Consider the following 18,749-nt stretch of genomic DNA (forward strand, 5'->3'; position numbering starts at 1 on the left):
AACATAAGCAGGATATGAACAAAGAAGCATGGTCTGGCATTTTCCCAGCGTTGGTGACGCCATTCAAATCAGATGATACAGTTGATTTTGAGCTGTTCGGCAAGAACCTCGAAGCGCAGGTAGAGGCAGGTATTACCGGGGTGATCGTAGGCGGTTCGCTCGGAGAAGCCAGCACACTCACCCGCGCCGAGAAAATGGAGCTGGTGAAATATGCTAAACAGGCACTTCCTGCCGGCCTGCCAGTAGTACTCGGTATCGCCGAGCAATCGACAGCCGAAGCGGTAAGCATCGCGAAAGAAGCTGAAAGCGTGGGCGCCGACGGTCTGATGATCCTGCCACCTATGCGCTACAAAGCCGACGACGCTGAAACCGTGCATTGGTTCAAGACGATCGCCGAAAGCGTATCGCTTTCGATTATGATCTATAATAATCCTTACGACTACAAAATCGAAGTGACGCTGCCGATGTTCGAAGAACTGGCGAAAGTTCCGAACATTCACGCCGTCAAAGAATCGACCCGCGATGTAAGTAATGTAACGCGCCTGTTTAACAAGTTCGGCGACCGTTTCCGTGTCTTCTGCGGTGTGGACACGCTCATTATGGAAGAGGTAATGCTTGGTGCCGACGGTGTGATCGGCGGCCTCGTGGATGCATTTCCGAAGGAGACCGTTGCGATTTTCAACCTCGTGAAAGCGGGTCAATACAAAGAAGCATTGGCGATTTACCGCTGGTACCTGCCTTTGCTGGAACTCGATATTCATCCCAAACTGGTCCAGAATATCAAACTCGCCGCCGCCAAAATGGGTATCGGCTCGGAATATGTGCGCGAACCGCGTTTGCCGCTTGCCGGTGCAGAGCGCGAGAAAGTGCTCGCGATCATCGACCAGGCCATTGCTACACAACCCGAACTGCCGGATTATTTGAATTTGGCGGTTGACGTGGCGTAAATTTGCTACTACAAGTATTGCGCTGCTCCGCACCTTGCCGGATCGCGAACGGTGCAGAGCACCGCAACACTTGTAGTAGTAGAATGGTTGATTCGGGGGATTGAATGTCAGGTGCAGCGCACCGCAAGAACATGACATTTTCGAAGTGTGTGTTGTGTCCGGATGGCCATACCCCGGCCAATAACCGTAATATTGACAAAAAAAGCGCCGTATCATCGTTAGATTCACTGCGCGGGATTGTTACCATTTTGTCAAAACATCAAATTATGAATTCATCCGATTTAGATCTTATTCTTGAAAAAGCCCAGGAAGCATTCGTTGCGATGAACGCTTACGCATTGCGCCGCCGGGTTGCATTGATGAACACCATTGCCGACGAGATCGAGGCGCTTGGCGCCGAGCTCGTGCAAACCGCAATGGCCGAATCCAACCTGCCCGAGGCGCGTCTGAACGGCGAAAAAGCGCGGACGGTGTTCCAGTGGAGAAGCTACGCGCAGGCGGTTGAAAACGGTTATTCGCTGGATGCCAGCATTGATACCGCTAATCCGCAACGTGCCGTGCCCAAGCCGGATATCCGCAAAACGAATGTAGGGCTGGGTCCTGTGGCCGTTTTTGGTGCAAGTAACTTTCCATTTGCATTCTCTACGGCGGGCGGCGATACTGCCAGCGCCATTGCGGCCGGTTGTCCGGTTGTCGTGAAAGCGCATCCCGGTCATCCGAAAACTTCGCAGATCATGGCGGATGCGATTAGCCGTGGTGTAGCGAAAGCAGGCTTCCCCGAAGGCACATTTGCCCATATTTTTACTGAAACCATTGAAGAAGCGCAGGCATTGGTGAGCCATCCGGTAATCAAGGCGGTCGGTTTTACGGGCTCGAACCGGGGCGGACTCGCGTTGGTGGAGGTTGCCAATAAGCGCAAGGAGCCTATTCCGGTTTTTGCTGAAATGGGTAGCATTAACCCTGTATTTCTGTTGCCGGGCAAGCTGAGTACTGCCGGTGCGGAGTTGGCAAAACAATATGCAGGCTCGCTCACACTCGGCGTAGGGCAGTTTTGTACCAATCCCGGCTTGCTGATCACGGAAGATAATCCTGCATTGGACGGCTTTATCGAAGCATTGAACCAGGAAATCGTGAACATTGTCCCCGCGCCGATGCTGAATGCGGGCATCGCGGTCGCGTACCGTGGTAACCGTGAAAAGGTAATTGGTCAAAGCGGTGTGGAGCTGGTGGCAGTAGCGGCGAACGAAGCTGCCGACGGCCAGGGTGCTGCTACTGTGGCAACGGTTTCCGGTGTCGATTTTCTGATTAATGATGAATTGCAAACCGAGGTTTTCGGGCCATTTGCATTGATCGTGAAATGCAGGAATGCGGAGGAAATGCTGGCGGTGACTGAAAAACTGCACGGTCAGCTGACTGCGACATTGCTGGCGACGAGCGAAGATCTTGCCTCGCGCCGCGAGTTGGTAGCCGCTATCCAAAACAAATGCGGCCGCATTATCTTCAACAATTTCCCGACGGGCGTTGAAGTATGCAAATCGATGCATCACGGCGGGCCATTCCCGTCGTCGAGCAACAGCCAGTTTACGTCGGTAGGCCCGGATGCGATCAAGCGGTTTACCCGCCCGTTGAGCTTCCAGAACTGGCCAGACGAATTTTTACCGGACGAATTGAAAAATGCCAACCCGCTGGGAATCTGGCGGACGGTGGATAACGAGATAACCAAAGCGGCGCTGTAACATCAGCCCGGGAGCATTATGCGTAAAACTTTTTTCTGTATCGACGCCCACACCTGCGGCAACCCCGTACGCGTAGTCGCAGGTGGCGGGCCGCTCCTCGAGGGCAACAGTATGATGGAGCGCAGGCTCCATTTTTTGAGGGAATTCGACTGGATCCGCAAGGGCCTGATGTTCGAGCCGCGCGGCCACGATATGATGAGCGGCAGCATTCTCTACCCGCCCATTGATCCGGCAAACGACATTGGTGTACTCTACATTGAAACCAGCGGATGTTTGCCGATGTGCGGCCACGGGACGATCGGTACCGTTACAATCGCCATTGAAGAAGGCTTGGTAACGCCAAAAGTACCGGGCAAGCTGCGCCTCGAAACGCCCGCCGGATTGGTACTGGTGGAATATGTGCAGGAAGGCCGGAAGGTGAAGTCCGTCAAACTGATCAATATCAAATCATTCCTCGCGGCGGAAAAGCTGACCGTCGAATGCCCTGATCTGGGGACATTGACAGTCGATGTTTCCTACGGCGGTAACTTCTACGCGATCGTCGATCCGCAGGAGAATTTCAAAGGCATTGAAAACCATACCGCCGACCAGCTGATCAGTTGGAGCCGCGTGTGCCGCCAGCGGATGAACGAGCAATATTCATTCGTGCATCCCGAAAACGAGCATATCAAAGGCCTCAGCCATTTCCTGTGGACCGGCGCCCCGCTTGATCCGACATCTACCGCACGCAATGCCGTTTTCTACGGCGACAAGGCCATCGACCGCTCGCCATGCGGCACGGGCACGTCTGCGCGTATGGCGCAGTGGCATGCGAAGGGTAAGCTCAAAAAAGGCGACCGTTTCGTGCACGAGAGCATTATCGGTTCCAAATTCACTGGTACAGTCGAAGAAGAAACGACCATCGGCGACAAACCCGCCATGATCCCGGGCATCGAAGGCTGGGCGGTGATTACCGGCCACAATACCATTTTCATAGACGACGAGGAAGATCCTTATGCGTTTGGTTTTCAGGTGATTTGAGTTATAGTTTATAGTTTAGAGTTTAAAGTCTAGAGTTAAGAGTTAAGGGTTAAGAGTTTAGGGTTAAAGTTTGGGGTTGAAAGTTCAGAGTTGAAAGTTTTAAGTGCTTGAAGTTTAAATTGAAATGATTACAAAAAAGGGCAGCGCCGTCGTTATTGGTGGCGGGATTTCGGGTCTGGCTTCGGCCTATTATTTGCTCAAAAGCGGGTGGAAAGTGACGTTGCTCGACAAGGGCGATCTGTTCGATAACTGCTCCATCGGCAATGCGGGTATGATCGTGCCCAGCCATTTCATCCCACTCGCTGCCCCGGGCATGGTTTCGAAGGGTATCAAATGGATGTTCAACAGCCGCAGCCCTTTTTATGTAAAACCATCGCTCGATTTTTCGCTGATTTCATGGGGCTTGAAATTCATGAAAGCGGCTACCGAAGCCAATGTGGAACGCGCCGCGCCGCATTTGCGGGATTATCATTTACTCAGTAAAAAACTCTACGAAGGCCTCGTCCGCGACGAAAAACTGGATTTTGGACTGGAAGAGAAGGGTATATTAATGCTCTACAAATCCGACAAAACCGGTGAAGAAGAAATCCACGTCGGTAAGGAAGGCCAAAAACTCGGGTTGGACATCAATATGCTCAGCCGCGAGCAAGTGCAGGCATTGGAACCGGGCATTAAACTCGACGTGGCCGGCGCCGTGCATTACCGCTGCGACGCGCATTTGTACCCGACTGCATTGGTGAATGGTTTGATCCAAAGTATTATCAAGCTTGGGGCGGAAATTGTTAAAAACACAGAAGTAACAGGTTTTGACATTCAAAACGGCGAAATCAAAAGAGTTAAAACAGCTACTAAAACCTACGAAGGCGACTTGGTGGTGATGACCGGCGGCTCGTGGTTGCCGCAACTCGCGAAACAAGCCGGCCTTTCTATTCCGGTAATGCCCGGTAAAGGCTATTCCTTCATGGAGCCGAATGCCGCACATCCCATTACCCATCCCGCATTGCTCCTCGAAGCCCGCGTGGCTGTAACACCCATGAACGGACAGGTGCGCTTCGGCGGTACCATGGAACTTGCACCGCTCAACAACCAGATCAACATGAACCGCGTGGAGGGCATTGTGAACTCCATCCCCCAATATTACCCCGAGCTGAATGTGGCTGTACCGCATAAAGACCGCATTTGGTACGGTTTCCGGCCTTGCTCGCCCGATGGATTGCCTTATTTGGGTTATTCCAAAAAGCTGAGCAACCTGATCGTCGCGGGCGGACATGGTATGATGGGTATCAGCCTCGGACCTGCTACCGGCAAGATCGTAGCAGAAATGGCCGACCGCAATAGGCCTTCCGTGAACGTCTCGCTGTACGACCCGGAAAGGTATCAGTAATGTAACCGAAACGGCATTTTTAGTGGCCATTTTAACGGGTGGTGAGGGGTAGATATTGTGAGTAGTCCAAATACTTCGTAGTTTACACAGTTTAACACCTGACCTAATAACCTATTACCCTTTATGCCACAAGAAAACACCTCGTTCAAGCCCTCGCTGGGCCTTGTTGACGCCACCATGCTCGTTGCCGGCAGTATGATCGGATCGGGCATTTTTATTGTCAGTGCCGACATTATGCGCAACACCGGCAGTGTGGGCTGGCTGATGTTCGTGTGGCTCATTACCGGTTTCATGACGCTCACGGCCGCATTGAGCTACGGCGAGCTCAGCGCAATGTTCCCCAAGGCCGGTGGGCAGTATATTTATCTCAAAGAAGCGTACAACCCGCTGATCGGCTTCCTGTACGGTTGGAGCTTTTTTACCGTGATCCAAACCGCTACTATCGCCGCCGTGGCCGTTGCATTCGCCAAATTTACGGCTTACCTCATTCCGCAATTCAGTGAAGACCTCGTCGCATTGGACCTCGGGTTTCTCAAAATAAGTCCGGCCCAGCTACTGTCCATTGTTGTGATCGTACTGCTGACGTTTACGAATACACGTGGTGTTAATAGCGGGAAAATTATCCAAACCACATTTACATTAACAAAACTACTGAGCTTGCTTGGGCTCATTGTTTTCGGGTTAATTTATATGAAACCCGAAGTATGGGCCGCCAACTGGGGCGAAGGCATGTGGGACCTGCACAAACTGAGCCCGGACGGCAGTATCGAGTCCTACACCACCATCGCCGCATTCGGCGCGATCGCCGCTTCGATGGTAGGCTCTATTTTCAGCAGCGACTCGTGGAATAACGTGACATTCATTGCCGGGGAAATCAAAAACCCGCAACGCAACATCGGCCTCAGCCTTGCATTGGGAACCATCATTGTAACAGTCATTTACGTACTTACAAACGTGATGTACACCGGCGTGCTTTCATTGCAGGAAATAGCGGCATCCGACAAGGACCGCGTAGCTGTGAGCGCCTCTCACGTCATTTTCGGCAATGCCGGAACGATTGTCATTGCGGTGATGATTATGATTTCCACCTTCGGTTGTGATAACGGTCTCATCATGTCCGGCGCACGCGTTTACTATTCGATGGCCAAAGACGGCCTGTTTTTCAAGAAAGTAGGGGTGCTGAACAAGAATGCAGTACCGGAAATCGGCCTTTGGCTGCAATGCGTCATTGCGTCGCTATGGGCGCTGAGCGGAAAGTATGGTAACTTGCTTGATATGATTTCCTTCGTGGTTGTGGTGTTTTATATGCTCACCATCATCGGTATATTTATTCTAAGAAAAACGCGCCCCGACGCTCCACGGCCTTACAAGGCATTTGGTTATCCGTTTTTGCCGATTATCTACATTATCATGGGCATCGCATTCTGCGTGCTGCTCATTATCTACAAACCTGAATACACCTGGCCGGGACTTATTATTGTGCTGCTGGGCATTCCGGTTTATTATATGGTTGCCAGGAAAGATGTGGCGGCATAAACACCAATTCTACAAATATTTCGGTGCGCTGCACCTTCAATATCGCCAAGGTGCGGCGCAACGAAATATTTGTAATGCCAGAATTACTTTTCCAGCAGCTCATCCAGATTACCAAGCGCCATCGTGAAGCCTTCCTGGAAGCCCATCTGCATGATCTGCTCGATATCCTCATATTTGTCATACTGAATCGAAACCGAAACAGTTGTTGTACCGTCAGCTTCCGTGAACGTATTCGTCCAGGTCGAGCGTGCGAAGTCCGGGCTCGGATTTCCTTCCGAATCGCAGAATGCATCGATTGCCGAGAAGCTGCTTTCCGCATCGATCGTAAGATAATCCGCCTTCGACCAATGCTCTTCGCCCTCGGGGCCTACCATCGCGTACAGCCACGTACCGCCTTCGCGGAAATCCATCGACTTCGTGCGCGCCTTCCATGGGCGTGGTGCCCACCATTGGTCGAGCAGCTCACTTTGTGTCCAGGCTGCCCAAACTTTCCCCACTGGGGCGGCAAATTCACGTTCTACATTGACACGGTTATTCTCCTTGTCTACCGAAAAATTCATTAACAGATTACTTTTCATTGGAATCGGAATTTAGGTTGATTAAAAGTTGATCTAACTGATTAAAACGGTCCTCCCAGTGCTTTTTGAACTGTTCCAGCCAATGGTCCAACTCTTTCATTTTGACGGGATTAAAGTAGTAATGGATCTCTCTCCCGACTTTATTTTGCTTCAAAAGTTCGCAATCGGCAAGTACCTTGATGTGCTTCGAAACCGCCTGCCTGGTAGTATCAAAATGTTCTGCCAGCGCATTGGGCGTCATGGACTGCGTCGCGATCAGCACCAGGATCACCCTGCGCGTAGGGTCCGCAATTGCCTGAAATATATCTCCTTTCATACGCGGTCGAAATATGCAACTTGATGGTTGCAAATATATATGCAACTTTTGAGTTGCGCAAATTTTTTTGAGAAAAATTTGGCCGCTGAAATAAAGCGTAGCGGGAAGTGACATTTAAATTGTAGTTTCGGTAACCGATTTAGAACTACCACCTCTTTATGAAACCGCTATCAAAACTGGTCATTGTCATACTATTCTTTATTGCAGGTAATGCGGTTTTGGGCCAGGAACTCAGCAATTTTCGTTGGATCTCCCAGGATACCACCACCGGGTCCGTTCAGGTAGTGGCCGACTGGCAAAAGGGAGAAAAGAAGAAATTTCGCGCATACAAATTCGACAATCGGTATCAGGGTGACAGCTTAGTATCCGAAAAAAAGATTCTCGACTGCATTGTTGAGTTTGCTGTGATGGACTCCACTACTGAATCTTACAGCATGACATTCAAAATGCTGGAAAACAAAATGACCAGCTCCGCTGGCTCGGACCTGCGTTTGGAGCAACTCAATATCCGCGACGAAGATTTGACCTTACGCTATTCCACAGACGCCAATGGAACATTCGCCGCATTCAAAAACCGCACGGAAGTGGAAGGCAAACTGGATGAGTTGATGAACCTAATCAAGCAAAAGCAGAAGGAACAATTTAAAGCCAAAAACGAGGCTGAGAAGAAGGTTTTTGCAACTGTACTCGACCAGATGGCGAATGGAAAGATATTGTTTGGAACTATGTTTGAGACGTTCATCGCGCAAGTTCACGGCATCCACGGCTACCGCACAGGAATTAACGATACGTTGTTTTTTAACGAAACCGTTCCGCATCCGATGGTGAACAGGCCCATTCAATTTGACTGCTACCTGTATGTGGCTGCGCTCGACACCCTGGGTATGGTACAATTCGATACCGAGAAATTTGCCGATATGGAACAATTCTCGCAGGACTATGTCGCTTTTATAAACAAAACCCGCCAGGATTCGGGACTGAAACCCGATAAGAAGCTGGACGACCAAGTGGGGACGCTCAACATGGAAATGGAGACCTACTCGTCGATCGTTTTGGATCTTAATAGTGGCTGGCCGACGTACCTGAAACTAAGCCGCGTAATTACTGCAAAAGCCGCTAAGGAAGAAACCGCGGCGAGGTACGAGGTGTGGGAGCTGGATAGTGACTTGGAGTATAGGGTAAAAGACTAGCTGTAACGCCGATGAAGAGATCAAAATTGTCAACAGGTGTTCCCGCTCGTTGCAGCCGTGCCTCTATTTGGCAAACAGGTCTTCTAAAGCATCCTATTACTATGCTCGATAAGTGAAATCTGCCGGTTATTTATTTCAATTTGAATTTAGCATTTGAGGCTTTGTAATTAACAATAAGCGATTTAAGTTTGCTCCGTCCAATCCTGAGTTAAGATGAATGCTGCCGTAGTTTTTCGTAGCCGATAGCGTGGTTATACTGAGCATATATGGCAAAGAATGTTGCCGTAACTACCGAACCAGAATAGGTCCGGTCGTCTTTACTTAGGTTGGACAACGGCAAGTGCGGCACCTTTGTTTTGCCGCATTCCATCATCAACCTGATCGATATGCACACCGATTTTCATCAACAGCGCCGGGATCATGCGGCATTTAAATTGTTAAAAGACTTTCTCAACGACGAAACATCTCACGATAGCACGCGCTATATGCGATGATAATAGTGAGGTTTTGATGAGGTTATCGCGGAGTTTGGAAAGAATGATGAGATGTTTTGAATATAAAAGTTACACATTCAATTAGTATTGGAGACACAATCTACTTTATTATCATCTTGTGAATTTCGTCAACATCGTTTCCTCGATGAGGCGGGCGATGCGACATTTTATGGAAAAGGTAAAACCCCGGTCGTCGGTCAGCAGGGAGTCTCTAAATGTTTCATTTTAGGCATGTTGACAATCAACGAACCGCTGGAAGATGTGAGAATGAAGGTGTCGCGGTTACAGACCTCTATCGAGCAGCATCCTTATTTTCATGGCGTTCCAAGTATTCAAAGACGAAAAGAGAAGAATGGATATTATCTTCATGCAAACGATGATCTTCCGGAAATTCGCTGGATGGCTTATGAGCTCATCAGCACAATTAATTGCAGGTTCGAAGCAATCGTAGCGCGAAAGATATACGGCATTTTTGAACGGAAGCACAATAGAAACGAGGCTGAGTTCTATGCGGATATGCTTTCGCATCTTTTGAAAAATAAGCTAAATAAATACGATCGATTGATTTTGAACATTGCCAGCCGATCTAATTGCACGACACATTCAAATTTGAAAAGGGGACTTGAAAAATCAATAAAGCGCTCAATCCTAAGAAATCCGGGCCAAGCCAATGATTGCGAAGTATTTTTTAATGTCCAGGAGCCAACGTTAGAGCCGATACTAAATATTGCAGATTACTTTTGCTGGGCAATTCAGCGGATATTCGAAAAAGGAGAAACAAGATTTTATGATTTTGTAAGTAACAAAGTAAGTCAAGTTATCGACATTTATGACTTTGAAAACTTCCGGAAACCGAACGGTAATTCAGGTGCGCATTACGGTAAGCGACGCAAGCTGACAAGTGAAAACCTTATAAAATAAAAAAAGCCCGTAAGTGCACTAAGAGGGATACCCCTCGACGACGCGTGGTCGACCTTCATGCATAACAGGCTAATTCAAAGATAAACAATATTTGCCGGAAATATAAAAGTTCTTGATTTTTCTTCAACATTATTTGAATTTTCCAGGTGTTGAGCTTGAAAAATGAAGAACTTTTAAATAATCGGAAATTGTCACTACCTATTCAACACAACAGTCATCATCCCGCGTGCTGGTACCTTCATTCCGCTTTTCAAATTCCCAACCTTCTCCATCCGCATATCAACCCCCTTCTCCCCGGTGGTTAGGTAAGTATTTGCAGCCTTCACCTTAAACCCACTAATCTCCGGCTTCAAAGTCCGTTCTTCATTGGAATAATTAATTACTACCAAAACCAGCTCTTTCTCACCCGCATAGGCCGAAACCATCAGATCCTGGGCGATTTGCACGGGGGAGAGTTCGTCGTTTCGTTTGATGTTCAACCGGTGCATGCCAGGGCGGATGAAGCGGCTGTAATGGCCGAGTGCCCAGAGGTTTTTGGTGGCGGTGATGGTGCCGGAAGTGTATTCCTTGTTGGCGGGATTGAGGGCGATGAGGTAATAGCGCGTGTCGAAATCGGGGTTGCCGGGTTCCCAGCTGTTCCAGAGTTGCCAGGCGGCGGCGTTGCCGTAAACGAGGTCGTCGTGGATGACTTTGGAGAGGAAAAGGGCGCAGTCGATGGCCGGGATGCGGCCGGCTTTGCCCTCGCGGTAGCCGTCGGCGAGCATGGAATATTCGGTTTGCCAGAAGGTGGCCCCGTATTTGCGCGTGGTGTCGGCCACGTGGCGGCGGATGGCGATGCGGGCGCTGTCGCCTTTGTCGGTGAAGTAGCTGTGGCCGCCGATGAGGGGCGGGAGGTGTTTCAGAAGTGCCAATGCAAGCTGGCTTTTCGGGTTGAAAAAGGCTTGCGTTTGTTGGTTAGCGTTACCGGTTTTGGCATAGAGGTAATCGAGCTGGGCGGCTTCGGTGAGGAGGATCTTAGAGGTCGAATTAGTAGCGGTCAATGCGCTGTCGAGGGCTTTGGCGACGTGCGCGATCTCCTCGTTGCGCCACGGGCTTCCTTCCTGCTTGGCACCCTGGCCCGGAGCGTGCGACCAGTCCCACTGCGGCTCGTTGACAGGGCTGATGTAATTAAAATGTAAACCTTCGTCATCGAAATGCTTCAAAACCGTTGAAAGAAAGCCCGCATAATCGCCATAATGCTCCGGTTTGAGGTTTGAAATGTAGTCCTTGGTCGTTTTATAGCCCCGCCCATTCTTCGTAAACTGCACCGGCGGGGTGTTGGAAAATGCGATCAGGTTTTCGACGCCATACTCCTTTGCCCTTTTGGTAAACCATACATAACCTGCCTGCTTCGACCAGTCATAAGTGCCGTCGGGCCGCAGAAAGCATTCGACGCGCTTCCGGAAGTCGGTTATGCCGCTGCTGTCGCCCTGCTCGGTTGTCCCCCCGCCGATGTTGAAGCGCCAGGCCGAAAGACCGATGCCTTTGGGATTACCATTTTTGTCAAATTCTTTACTGAACAGCCATTCGGCCATTTGCTCTCGATTTTGGCCGGGCCAGTTTTTGGCGATGCCTTCGGTAAACCACGCCCCGGCCGCGCCGAAGTTGTCGATTTTCTGGGCTTTGTTTTGAATGTCTATTTTGATGATCAATTCTTTCGGCTTTTGCGCGAAGGCTGAAATAGCGGTGAGAAAGTAAAGGACTGTTGCGAGAAGTTTTTGCATGGTAAAGGCTTGTGAATGCATGATAAGCGTCAGCGAATGTTAATTCAAGGTTAGGGATGATAGATGATCATTAAGTGGCGATCAAGATTAAAATACATTGAAACCCATTGCCAGCAGGATCAATACCACGACCCAGCCGGCAACTTGAAGCAAAACAGAATGCTTGTAACTGCCCATTAGCCGCTGTTTCCGGCTTGCGACCAGCAATATGCCGAGGGCGACGGGGAGTACAAAGCCATTTAATGTCCCAACAAAGACGAGCACTTTCACCGGCCTGCCGACGAGCAGGAAGACGATGGTGGAAATGAGTATGAAAACAATGGTAATGTAGGACTGGTAACGCTCGACCAACGGATGAAACGACCGCAAAAATGATATCGAAGTATAGGCCGCACCAACGACCGAGGTAATGGCGGCGGCCCAGATCATAAGCCCGAAAAGTTGCTTCCCGAATGTACCAGCAGCATTTTCGAATACCGAAGCGGCTGGGTTTTCCGGATTAATGCTTGCACCGGCGAGGATAATGCCGAGCGTGGCGAGGAAGAGTAAATAGCGAATCAGTGCGGTGATGAGAATGCCGGTGGATGCGCCGCGGTTGACTTCCTTTAAGGCACTTTCCCCGCGCACACCCGAGTCGAGCAGGCGGTGTGCGCCTGCGAAGGATATGTATCCACCCACGGTCCCGCCTACGAGGGTGAGGGTGGCGATGGCGTCGAATTTTTCGGGGAAAAAGGTGTGTTCTAGTGCATTTCCTAACGGCGGGTGGGAGGTGAATGCGACGTAGAGAATGAGAGCGATCATGACGAAACCGAGGACTTTGGCGAAGGTGTCCATCGCCTTACCGGCTTCTTTGAACAGGAAAATGCCGATGGCGATGGCGGCGCTGAGAATGGCGCCGGTTTGCACGCTCACGCCCGTCATGGCTTCGATGCCGAGGCCTGCTCCGGCGACGTTGCCGATGTTGAAGGCGAGCCCGCCGGCTACGATGAGGAATGCGAGGAGGTAGCCGAGGCCGGGGAAAAGGTCGTTGGCGAGATCCTGGGCGCGTTTTCCTGAGACGGTGATGATCTGCCAGATGTTGAACTGCACGGCGAGGTCGATCAGGATCGAGAGCAGGATGATAAAGCCGAAGCTCGTCGCCAGCTTTTCGGTGAAGACGGTCGTTTGCGTCAGAAAGCCGGGGCCTACCGCGGAGGTGGCCATCAGGAATGCGGCGCCTAGCAGGGCATTTTTGTTTTTTGACATTTTTTTGTTGCCACGAAGGCACGAATGTCCACGAAGACGTTTGTGCACCTTTGTGTCTTCGTGGCATATAAAAGTTTAAATACCATATCCTCCACCACCAGGAGTTTCAATAGTCAAAACATCCCCCACAATCACTTTCAGACTACAAATACCCGGTAGCTCATTATTCAAACCATTCGATAACAGCATATGCCGCCCGCAAAGCCCGTCACCACCGCCTGCTAATCCGTAAGGCGCGTACCGACGGTGCTGGCCGAGCAAGGTAACCTGCAATGGTGCCAGAAATTCCAGCTTCCGCACGATGCCATCGCCGCCGCGCCAACGCCCCGTGCCCCCGGAGCCGCCACGAATGCCGAATTCCAGCAGCCGCACAGGGTATTTCCGTTCCAGCTGCTCGGGATCGGTAATGCGGGTGTTGGTCATGTGCTGATGCACCGCAGAGCGGCCGTCAAAGCCATTCCCTGCGCCCACACCGCCGCCGATCGTTTCGTAGTAGCCAAACTGGTCGTTGCCGAACAGGAAATTGTTCATCGTCCCCTGACTACAAGCTGCCAGTCCGAATGCCTTCAACAGGGTATCCACCAGCCGCTGGCTCACTTCTGTATTCCCGCCCACTACCGCCGGACATTGCAGCGGATCATCCGAAAATACCGGATGCAGGAAGCTATTTTCGGGTAATTTGATCTCTACATCACGCATCAAGCCATCATTCAGTGGAATTTCTTTGTCTACCAAAAGTCTCAGAACGTAGAGAATGGCACTATACAAAATCGAAATATTGGCATTCAGATTATTCGGATGAACGCCCGATGTGCCAGTGAACTCGAAGGTTTGCTTATGATCGGATATGCTGATTTTTACATTTATCCGATGATTGTCGTCCAGCAATTCCGATGCTTCAAAAACCTGCCCTTGCAACGGCTGTAACGCATTCCGGAGCTGAGAAATGGCAGTTTGTTTCAGCATACCCATGTACTTGCGCACGGTTTCCAATCCATGATTTTCAACCAGTTTCAACAACTGCGCGCTGCCTTTTTTCAATGCGGATAATGCCGCGATAATGTCTGCCTCGTTGGAAATGAACGAACGGGTAGGGTAGGGCCCGCCTGTGAACAACTCGCGCAATGCGTCCCATTGAAATTCGCCCGCTTTCACCAGGTATTGCGGCACGATCACCACGCCTTCTTCGGCCAGACAAGTCGCGTCCGGCGGCATCGAGCCCGGCGTTTTTCCGCCCACTTCGGCATGGTGGGCGCGGTTGATCACGTAGCCGACACAAATGTGATCCTCCGTAAAAACGCCGGAAATCAGCGTTATATCCGGCAAATGCGAGCCGCCGTAGCGCGGGTGGTTGGTAATCACCACATCGCCCGGACCGATCGCGATGGCCTCGCGCACGAGGCGCCCGCATATGCCCATGCTGCCCAGGTGCACGGGAATGTGTTGCGCGTTCACGAGGAGTTCGCCGTCGGCATCGAGCAATGCGCAGGAGAAATCGAGGCGCTCTTTGACATTCACGGAAAAGGCGGTACGCTGCAACTGGACGCCCATTTCATCGGCAATGGCTTTGAAACGGTTGGTGAAAAGTTGCAGGGCCACTTCCTCGCTTTGCTGCGTATTATTGGTTTGGGCGGATTCGGTGCGCCATGCGACCGCGTCCTGGTCGCGCTGGATAACCAGTTTCCAGCCTTTTGGTAAATAAGTAGTTGAAGTATTGTTAAGCAGAATGGACGGGCCTTCCAGCTGATCGCCCGGTTGGAGGTTGTCCCATTCGAATACCACTGTTTCGGAATGGTTTAATGGCATTACCTTTCGGCCACTTTCGATGATCGATAGGGGCTCATCGCGCCTGCCTTGTTCCTGCATTTTAAGCTTGATACTCTCGACTTCCACCTTTGCATTGGCCGGGAAATAACCGAATTGACCGCGATAGGTTTCTTCAAATGCGTTGAGCGTTTTTTCACCCTGGTAAGGTACTTCAATTGTATTCTCCTGACCTGCAAATCGTAGGTAAACATGACAGAAAACGGGTTCAAAAGCGTGAATGCCCTGCCCACGTAAAATTTCAGCCGCCTGATCAGCCAGAATGTCCTGCCATTCACCGAGCCTGTCCGCTGCGTCGGCCCAAAAAAGTAAAAGCTGTTTGGAAACGATGGTACTGATCAGGGCCTCACCAATGCCCGCCGCGCTGAAAAGCCCGCCGTCGTAGGGCAGGAGTACCGTGTCCATATCGAGCAGTTCCGCGAGCTGGCAAGCATGCAAGCCGCCTGCGCCGCCGAACGTTACGAGCGCGAATGCATTGGGGTTAATGCCTTTTTCGACCGAAATCTTACGGATCGCGTCGGCCATTTTCTCGTTGGCGATGCTTTCCAGACCGGTCAGGATTTCGTGGTGGCTCAGCAGGTTGCCTGTTTTCGTTTCAATGGTGTTTCGCAGTTCTTCCAGCCTTACGATGGCCGCTTCAGGGCTGATGGGAATGCTGAATTTCGAAGTTTCGAGCTTGCCCAGCAGCAGATTCACATCGGTAACCGTCAAAGGCCCGCCCGCACCGTAGCAAGCCGGGCCTGGCGACGCTCCGGCACTATCAGGCCCCGCCTGCAAGGAAAAGCCATCAAACCAGCAAACCGACCCACCGCCCGCCGCCACGGTTTCAATGGCCAGGGTAGGGTTATGGAATTCGATCCCGTCGATTTCGGTGATGTATTTCAGTTCCGGCTGGCCGTCTATCAGCGCGGTATCGGTGCTGGTACCGCCCATATCGAAGGTAATGGCTTTGAGAAAACCCAGCTTTCGGGCAAAATTGGTGGCAGCGACCATCCCGCCCGCCGGGCCGCTGAGCAGGCTGTCTTTGGCACGGAAACCGCTTACTTCCGACAGACTGCCGGTGCTGGTCATGACTTGCAGGGTACTGCGGTTCGAGGCATGGGCGCTCTGGCCGCTATTATTTGGGATGTCGCCAGGCAGTGTCGAACTGTCGCGTGCGGCATTAGTTATTCCTGCATGGCCCAATGCGGAACTTCCCAGCCCGGTGTTGCTTAATGCTGCACGGATATTTGTTAGGTATTGATCCAGAATCGGATCGAGGTAGGCATTCACGACCGCCGTTTGCGTTCTGCGCAGGTAATGCGAAAACGGAAACAGGTCCGACGATACCGAAATGTATTCAGCCCCATTCTCCCGGAACAATGCCGCGACTTGCTGCTCATGTTCAGGATTTTGGTAAGAGTGCAGCAAGGAAACCGCAACTGACCTGTAATTGGCAGGCTTTGTAATTGTTTCAAAATCAGGCAAATCCAGTGAGTGGATCACGGTTCCGCTGGCATCCAGCCGCTCTTCAACTTCCAAAACATGGCTGTAAAGCAGTTTCGGCTCCGGAATATTCAGTTGGAAAAGAGACGGCCGTTGCTGGTTGCCGATGTAAAGCAGGTCTTTAAATCCTTTCGTAACGACCAGCAACGTCTTCGCGCCCTTTCTTTCGAGCAATGCATTGGTACCTTTCGTCGTACCGAGCCGCATTGCAATCGGTGGGAGCGGTTGATCGAGCGGTGTTTGTGTGAGTAAGCGTGCCGCGAGAATGGGCGCTTCTTCACCGGTGGTTATTTCAAAATCGACAGGGGCCGTGAATGCCAGATCGTCGGTTAATGTAATGCTATGTGTTTGCCGGTCAATGTGTTTGATGCGGCTTTGCGCATCGTTGCCATGCAGTTTGAATGTATAGTCTTTGAAAAGTACGCCGTCGTAGGGCCAGGATGCTTCGAAATGGTAAGTATAAGCCGCGAGTTTCGCGGTAATGCGTCCCCGGAGGCAGCTGGAACTGAGTACTTTGATGCGGCTTTTGTTCCCGGCAGGGTCGATTGCAAGGCAGTCGGTAAATGTCCCGCCGGTATCGATCCAGATTTGCCAGGTGTTTGCAGGAGTGGTTTTCAAAATAATGGATTTGAGCAAAAATTCAGTGATTCCGAAGGTAGGCGCTATTTACCTGTTTTAAAAGTGGAGGCATTAGAGGATTGAACAAATTCTATGTATGTTTGAATAAACAGAAAGCACTATGGGAGAGAGCTTTGATGAGAACAAAACCTATCAACATTGGATTGAAACTTCTGACAGAGATTTTGAGACGATGGAACATCTCTACAAATCGGCCGACTATCACTGGTCGTTGTTTATTGGACATATAGTTTTGGAAAAATTGTTGAAGGCGTGTGTTGTAAAAAGTACATTAGCACATGCACCGTTCACGCATGATTTGGTGAGATTGGCCAAGTCCACGGATCTGGAGTTTTCGGACGAGCAATTGGACTGGATGGATACGATTACTACTTTCAATATAAATACCAGATATGACAGTTACAGACAATCTTTCTATCTGAAATGTACTCCTGACTTTACAAGCAACTGGATCACAAAAATCAAACAGCTACGGTCATGGATAAAAGAGAAGCAATCTTGATAGCGAGCCAGTACGTGGCACTGGTCAAAAAAATATATCCCATTTCCAAAGCATATTTGTTCGGCTCATTTGCAAAGGGGACAAATGATTCGGACAGTGATATTGATATCGCTTTGATCCTGGACGAGGCCGATGACATCATGGATGCACAAGTTGGATTAATGAAGCTACGCAGGTCAATTGATCTAAGAATTGAACCTCATCCGTTTGTATTCATGGATTTCGACAAAGCAAATCCAACTGCGTTCGAAATTATGCAGAATGGGATAGAATTGAAATAATGATCCTTAAATATCCCGAAACCCCTTCTGATATTCCCCTGGCGACATGCCGGTTGTCTTTTTAAACACCCGGTTAAAGTTCGTCACGTGGTCGAATCCCGTCTGGTAGCAGATATCTGAAAAGCTGTCAAACTTGCCCGAAAGGATGATTTTACACGCTTCATTGATGCGCACCTCGTTGAGGAAGCTCACGAATGTCTTGTCCGTATGCTTTTTGAAATACCGGCAGAATGCCTGGGGAGTAAGGTTGGCGATTTCGGAGATTTCGGCGAGGGAAATGTGGCGTTTGTAGTTCGTGACGAGGTATTGGAAAATTCGGTCCATGCGGATACCCTCGACTTCCGAAATGACCTGCTCGCTGTTGCTGGTCGCGAGCGGTTTCAGTTCGCGGGTGGTGGAGAACTGGTAAAGGAGTTTGATAAAAGCCGCAACCCGCTGACTTTCTTTGTGATGGATGATTTCCGAAATGATTTTCTGCACCGCCTCCCGCGCTTCTTCCGGAATTTGAAAGCCGTTGTGTACGCCGTGGACGAATTTCCGGATATTCGCCATTTCCGGCAGACTCAGTATGTTTTGGGATAAATAATTAGGATCGAAAAAAATGGAGACCGAGTGGATTTGCCGTGGCTCCTCGGGGTTGAAGTATGATTCGTCGTTTTTGAAAATGTGTGACTGGTTGGCCCCGATAATGTAAATGTCGCCCGATTCGAACCGCTGCATATAATTTCCCGCCACCAGGATGCCCGAGCCTTCCACCACCCATTCGATCTGCACTTCGCGGTGACGGTGCAAATGCGGGTAGTAATGCGGCAGCTTCTCCTCCTGGACAACAATTGTACTTTCGCGGGAAACAGGTATGGTGAATTGTACGACTTTCATGATACTAAA

At 50.4% G+C, this 18,749-nt stretch carries 15 protein-coding genes; 9 read left to right on the plus strand and 6 right to left on the minus strand.

Annotated features, from left to right (window positions below; translation table 11 throughout):
• Nucleotides 1–14 precede the first annotated feature (14 nt).
• From BLQ88_RS15720 to BLQ88_RS15740, 5 genes are all read left to right on the plus strand, one after another.
• Nucleotides 15–947 carry a dihydrodipicolinate synthase family protein gene (locus BLQ88_RS15720; protein WP_090151805.1) on the plus strand — a complete coding sequence of 311 codons (933 nt, stop codon included), beginning with the start codon at nt 15–17 and terminating at the stop codon, nt 945–947.
• A 248-nt stretch (nt 948–1,195) separates the two neighbouring features.
• On the plus strand, nt 1,196–2,683 hold the full coding sequence (locus BLQ88_RS15725) for an aldehyde dehydrogenase (NADP(+)) (RefSeq protein ID WP_374754763.1): 1,488 nt from the start codon (nt 1,196–1,198) through the stop codon (nt 2,681–2,683).
• Between the two features lie 18 nt (nt 2,684–2,701).
• Nucleotides 2,702–3,703 (plus strand): 4-hydroxyproline epimerase, encoded by a 1,002-nt coding sequence (locus BLQ88_RS15730; RefSeq protein ID WP_090151808.1) that lies wholly within the window; start codon nt 2,702–2,704, stop codon nt 3,701–3,703.
• Between the two features lie 124 nt (nt 3,704–3,827).
• Nucleotides 3,828–5,087 (plus strand): NAD(P)/FAD-dependent oxidoreductase, encoded by a 1,260-nt coding sequence (locus BLQ88_RS15735; RefSeq protein WP_090151811.1) that lies wholly within the window; start codon nt 3,828–3,830, stop codon nt 5,085–5,087.
• A 123-nt stretch (nt 5,088–5,210) separates the two neighbouring features.
• On the plus strand, nt 5,211–6,623 hold the full coding sequence (locus BLQ88_RS15740; RefSeq protein ID WP_090151813.1) for an APC family permease: 1,413 nt from the start codon (nt 5,211–5,213) through the stop codon (nt 6,621–6,623).
• Nucleotides 6,624–6,706: 83 nt separating this feature from the next.
• On the opposite strand, the gene BLQ88_RS15745 is transcribed toward BLQ88_RS15740, so the two are convergent.
• A complete protein-coding gene (locus BLQ88_RS15745) occupies nt 6,707–7,201 on the minus strand; it encodes an SRPBCC family protein (RefSeq protein WP_090151816.1) in 495 nt (164 codons plus the stop codon).
• Nucleotides 7,191–7,517: an ArsR/SmtB family transcription factor gene (locus BLQ88_RS15750; RefSeq protein WP_090151818.1), complete on the minus strand. Its 327-nt coding sequence runs from the start codon at nt 7,515–7,517 to the stop codon at nt 7,191–7,193. The genes BLQ88_RS15745 and BLQ88_RS15750 overlap by 11 nt, the downstream gene beginning before the upstream one ends.
• Nucleotides 7,518–7,675: 158 nt before the next feature.
• Here BLQ88_RS15750 and BLQ88_RS15755 point away from each other — a divergent pair, with 158 nt between their 5' ends.
• Both BLQ88_RS15755 and BLQ88_RS15760 read left to right on the plus strand, forming a co-directional pair.
• Nucleotides 7,676–8,707 (plus strand): hypothetical protein, encoded by a 1,032-nt coding sequence (locus BLQ88_RS15755; RefSeq protein ID WP_090151821.1) that lies wholly within the window; start codon nt 7,676–7,678, stop codon nt 8,705–8,707.
• 581 nt (nt 8,708–9,288) lie between these two features.
• Entirely contained in the window at nt 9,289–10,122 is an 834-nt protein-coding gene (locus tag BLQ88_RS15760; RefSeq protein WP_143016858.1) for a DUF3800 domain-containing protein, read from the plus strand.
• A 194-nt stretch (nt 10,123–10,316) separates the two neighbouring features.
• Here BLQ88_RS15760 and BLQ88_RS15765 read toward each other — a convergent pair whose 3' ends face one another.
• From BLQ88_RS15765 to BLQ88_RS15775, 3 genes are all read right to left on the minus strand, one after another.
• Nucleotides 10,317–11,885 carry a glycoside hydrolase gene (locus BLQ88_RS15765; protein ID WP_090151827.1) on the minus strand — a complete coding sequence of 523 codons (1,569 nt, stop codon included), beginning with the start codon at nt 11,883–11,885 and terminating at the stop codon, nt 10,317–10,319.
• An 87-nt stretch (nt 11,886–11,972) separates the two neighbouring features.
• Entirely contained in the window at nt 11,973–13,130 is a 1,158-nt protein-coding gene (locus BLQ88_RS15770; RefSeq protein WP_090151830.1) for an NRAMP family divalent metal transporter, read from the minus strand.
• A 75-nt stretch (nt 13,131–13,205) separates the two neighbouring features.
• Nucleotides 13,206–17,057 (minus strand): hydantoinase B/oxoprolinase family protein, encoded by a 3,852-nt coding sequence (locus tag BLQ88_RS15775; protein WP_090151833.1) that lies wholly within the window; start codon nt 17,055–17,057, stop codon nt 13,206–13,208.
• A 121-nt stretch (nt 17,058–17,178) separates the two neighbouring features.
• Between BLQ88_RS15775 and BLQ88_RS15780 the strand changes: the two genes are divergently transcribed.
• Together BLQ88_RS15780 and BLQ88_RS15785 are read left to right on the plus strand one after the other, a co-directional pair.
• Complete coding sequence (locus tag BLQ88_RS15780) at nt 17,179–17,580, plus strand: HEPN domain-containing protein (protein WP_090151836.1); 402 nt, start codon at nt 17,179–17,181, stop codon at nt 17,578–17,580.
• Nucleotides 17,556–17,861 (plus strand): nucleotidyltransferase domain-containing protein, encoded by a 306-nt coding sequence (locus BLQ88_RS15785; RefSeq protein ID WP_090151839.1) that lies wholly within the window; start codon nt 17,556–17,558, stop codon nt 17,859–17,861. The genes BLQ88_RS15780 and BLQ88_RS15785 overlap by 25 nt, the downstream gene beginning before the upstream one ends.
• A 6-nt stretch (nt 17,862–17,867) precedes the next feature.
• On the opposite strand, the gene BLQ88_RS15790 is transcribed toward BLQ88_RS15785, so the two are convergent.
• The gene (locus BLQ88_RS15790; protein ID WP_090151842.1) at nt 17,868–18,740 is read right to left on the minus strand and encodes an AraC family transcriptional regulator; all 873 of its coding nucleotides are present in this window, start codon (nt 18,738–18,740) and stop codon (nt 17,868–17,870) included.
• Nucleotides 18,741–18,749: the final 9 nt, after the last annotated feature.

This window comes from Dyadobacter soli (assembly GCF_900101885.1).
In the GTDB taxonomy this organism is placed as follows: Bacteria; Bacteroidota; Bacteroidia; order Cytophagales; family Spirosomataceae; genus Dyadobacter; species Dyadobacter soli.

Coding starts and splice junctions, on each gene's coding strand:
- BLQ88_RS15720 (WP_090151805.1), top strand. CDS start 15: ATGAACAAAGAAGCATGGTCTGGCATTTTCCCAGCGTTGGTGACGCCA.
- BLQ88_RS15730 (WP_090151808.1), top strand. CDS start 2,702: ATGCGTAAAACTTTTTTCTGTATCGACGCCCACACCTGCGGCAACCCC.
- BLQ88_RS15735 (WP_090151811.1), top strand. CDS start 3,828: ATGATTACAAAAAAGGGCAGCGCCGTCGTTATTGGTGGCGGGATTTCG.
- BLQ88_RS15740 (WP_090151813.1), top strand. CDS start 5,211: ATGCCACAAGAAAACACCTCGTTCAAGCCCTCGCTGGGCCTTGTTGAC.
- BLQ88_RS15745 (WP_090151816.1), bottom strand. CDS start 7,201: ATGAAAAGTAATCTGTTAATGAATTTTTCGGTAGACAAGGAGAATAAC.
- BLQ88_RS15750 (WP_090151818.1), bottom strand. CDS start 7,517: ATGAAAGGAGATATATTTCAGGCAATTGCGGACCCTACGCGCAGGGTG.
- BLQ88_RS15755 (WP_090151821.1), top strand. CDS start 7,676: ATGAAACCGCTATCAAAACTGGTCATTGTCATACTATTCTTTATTGCA.
- BLQ88_RS15765 (WP_090151827.1), bottom strand. CDS start 11,885: ATGCAAAAACTTCTCGCAACAGTCCTTTACTTTCTCACCGCTATTTCA.
- BLQ88_RS15770 (WP_090151830.1), bottom strand. CDS start 13,130: ATGTCAAAAAACAAAAATGCCCTGCTAGGCGCCGCATTCCTGATGGCC.
- BLQ88_RS15780 (WP_090151836.1), top strand. CDS start 17,179: ATGGGAGAGAGCTTTGATGAGAACAAAACCTATCAACATTGGATTGAA.
- BLQ88_RS15785 (WP_090151839.1), top strand. CDS start 17,556: ATGGATAAAAGAGAAGCAATCTTGATAGCGAGCCAGTACGTGGCACTG.
- BLQ88_RS15790 (WP_090151842.1), bottom strand. CDS start 18,740: ATGAAAGTCGTACAATTCACCATACCTGTTTCCCGCGAAAGTACAATT.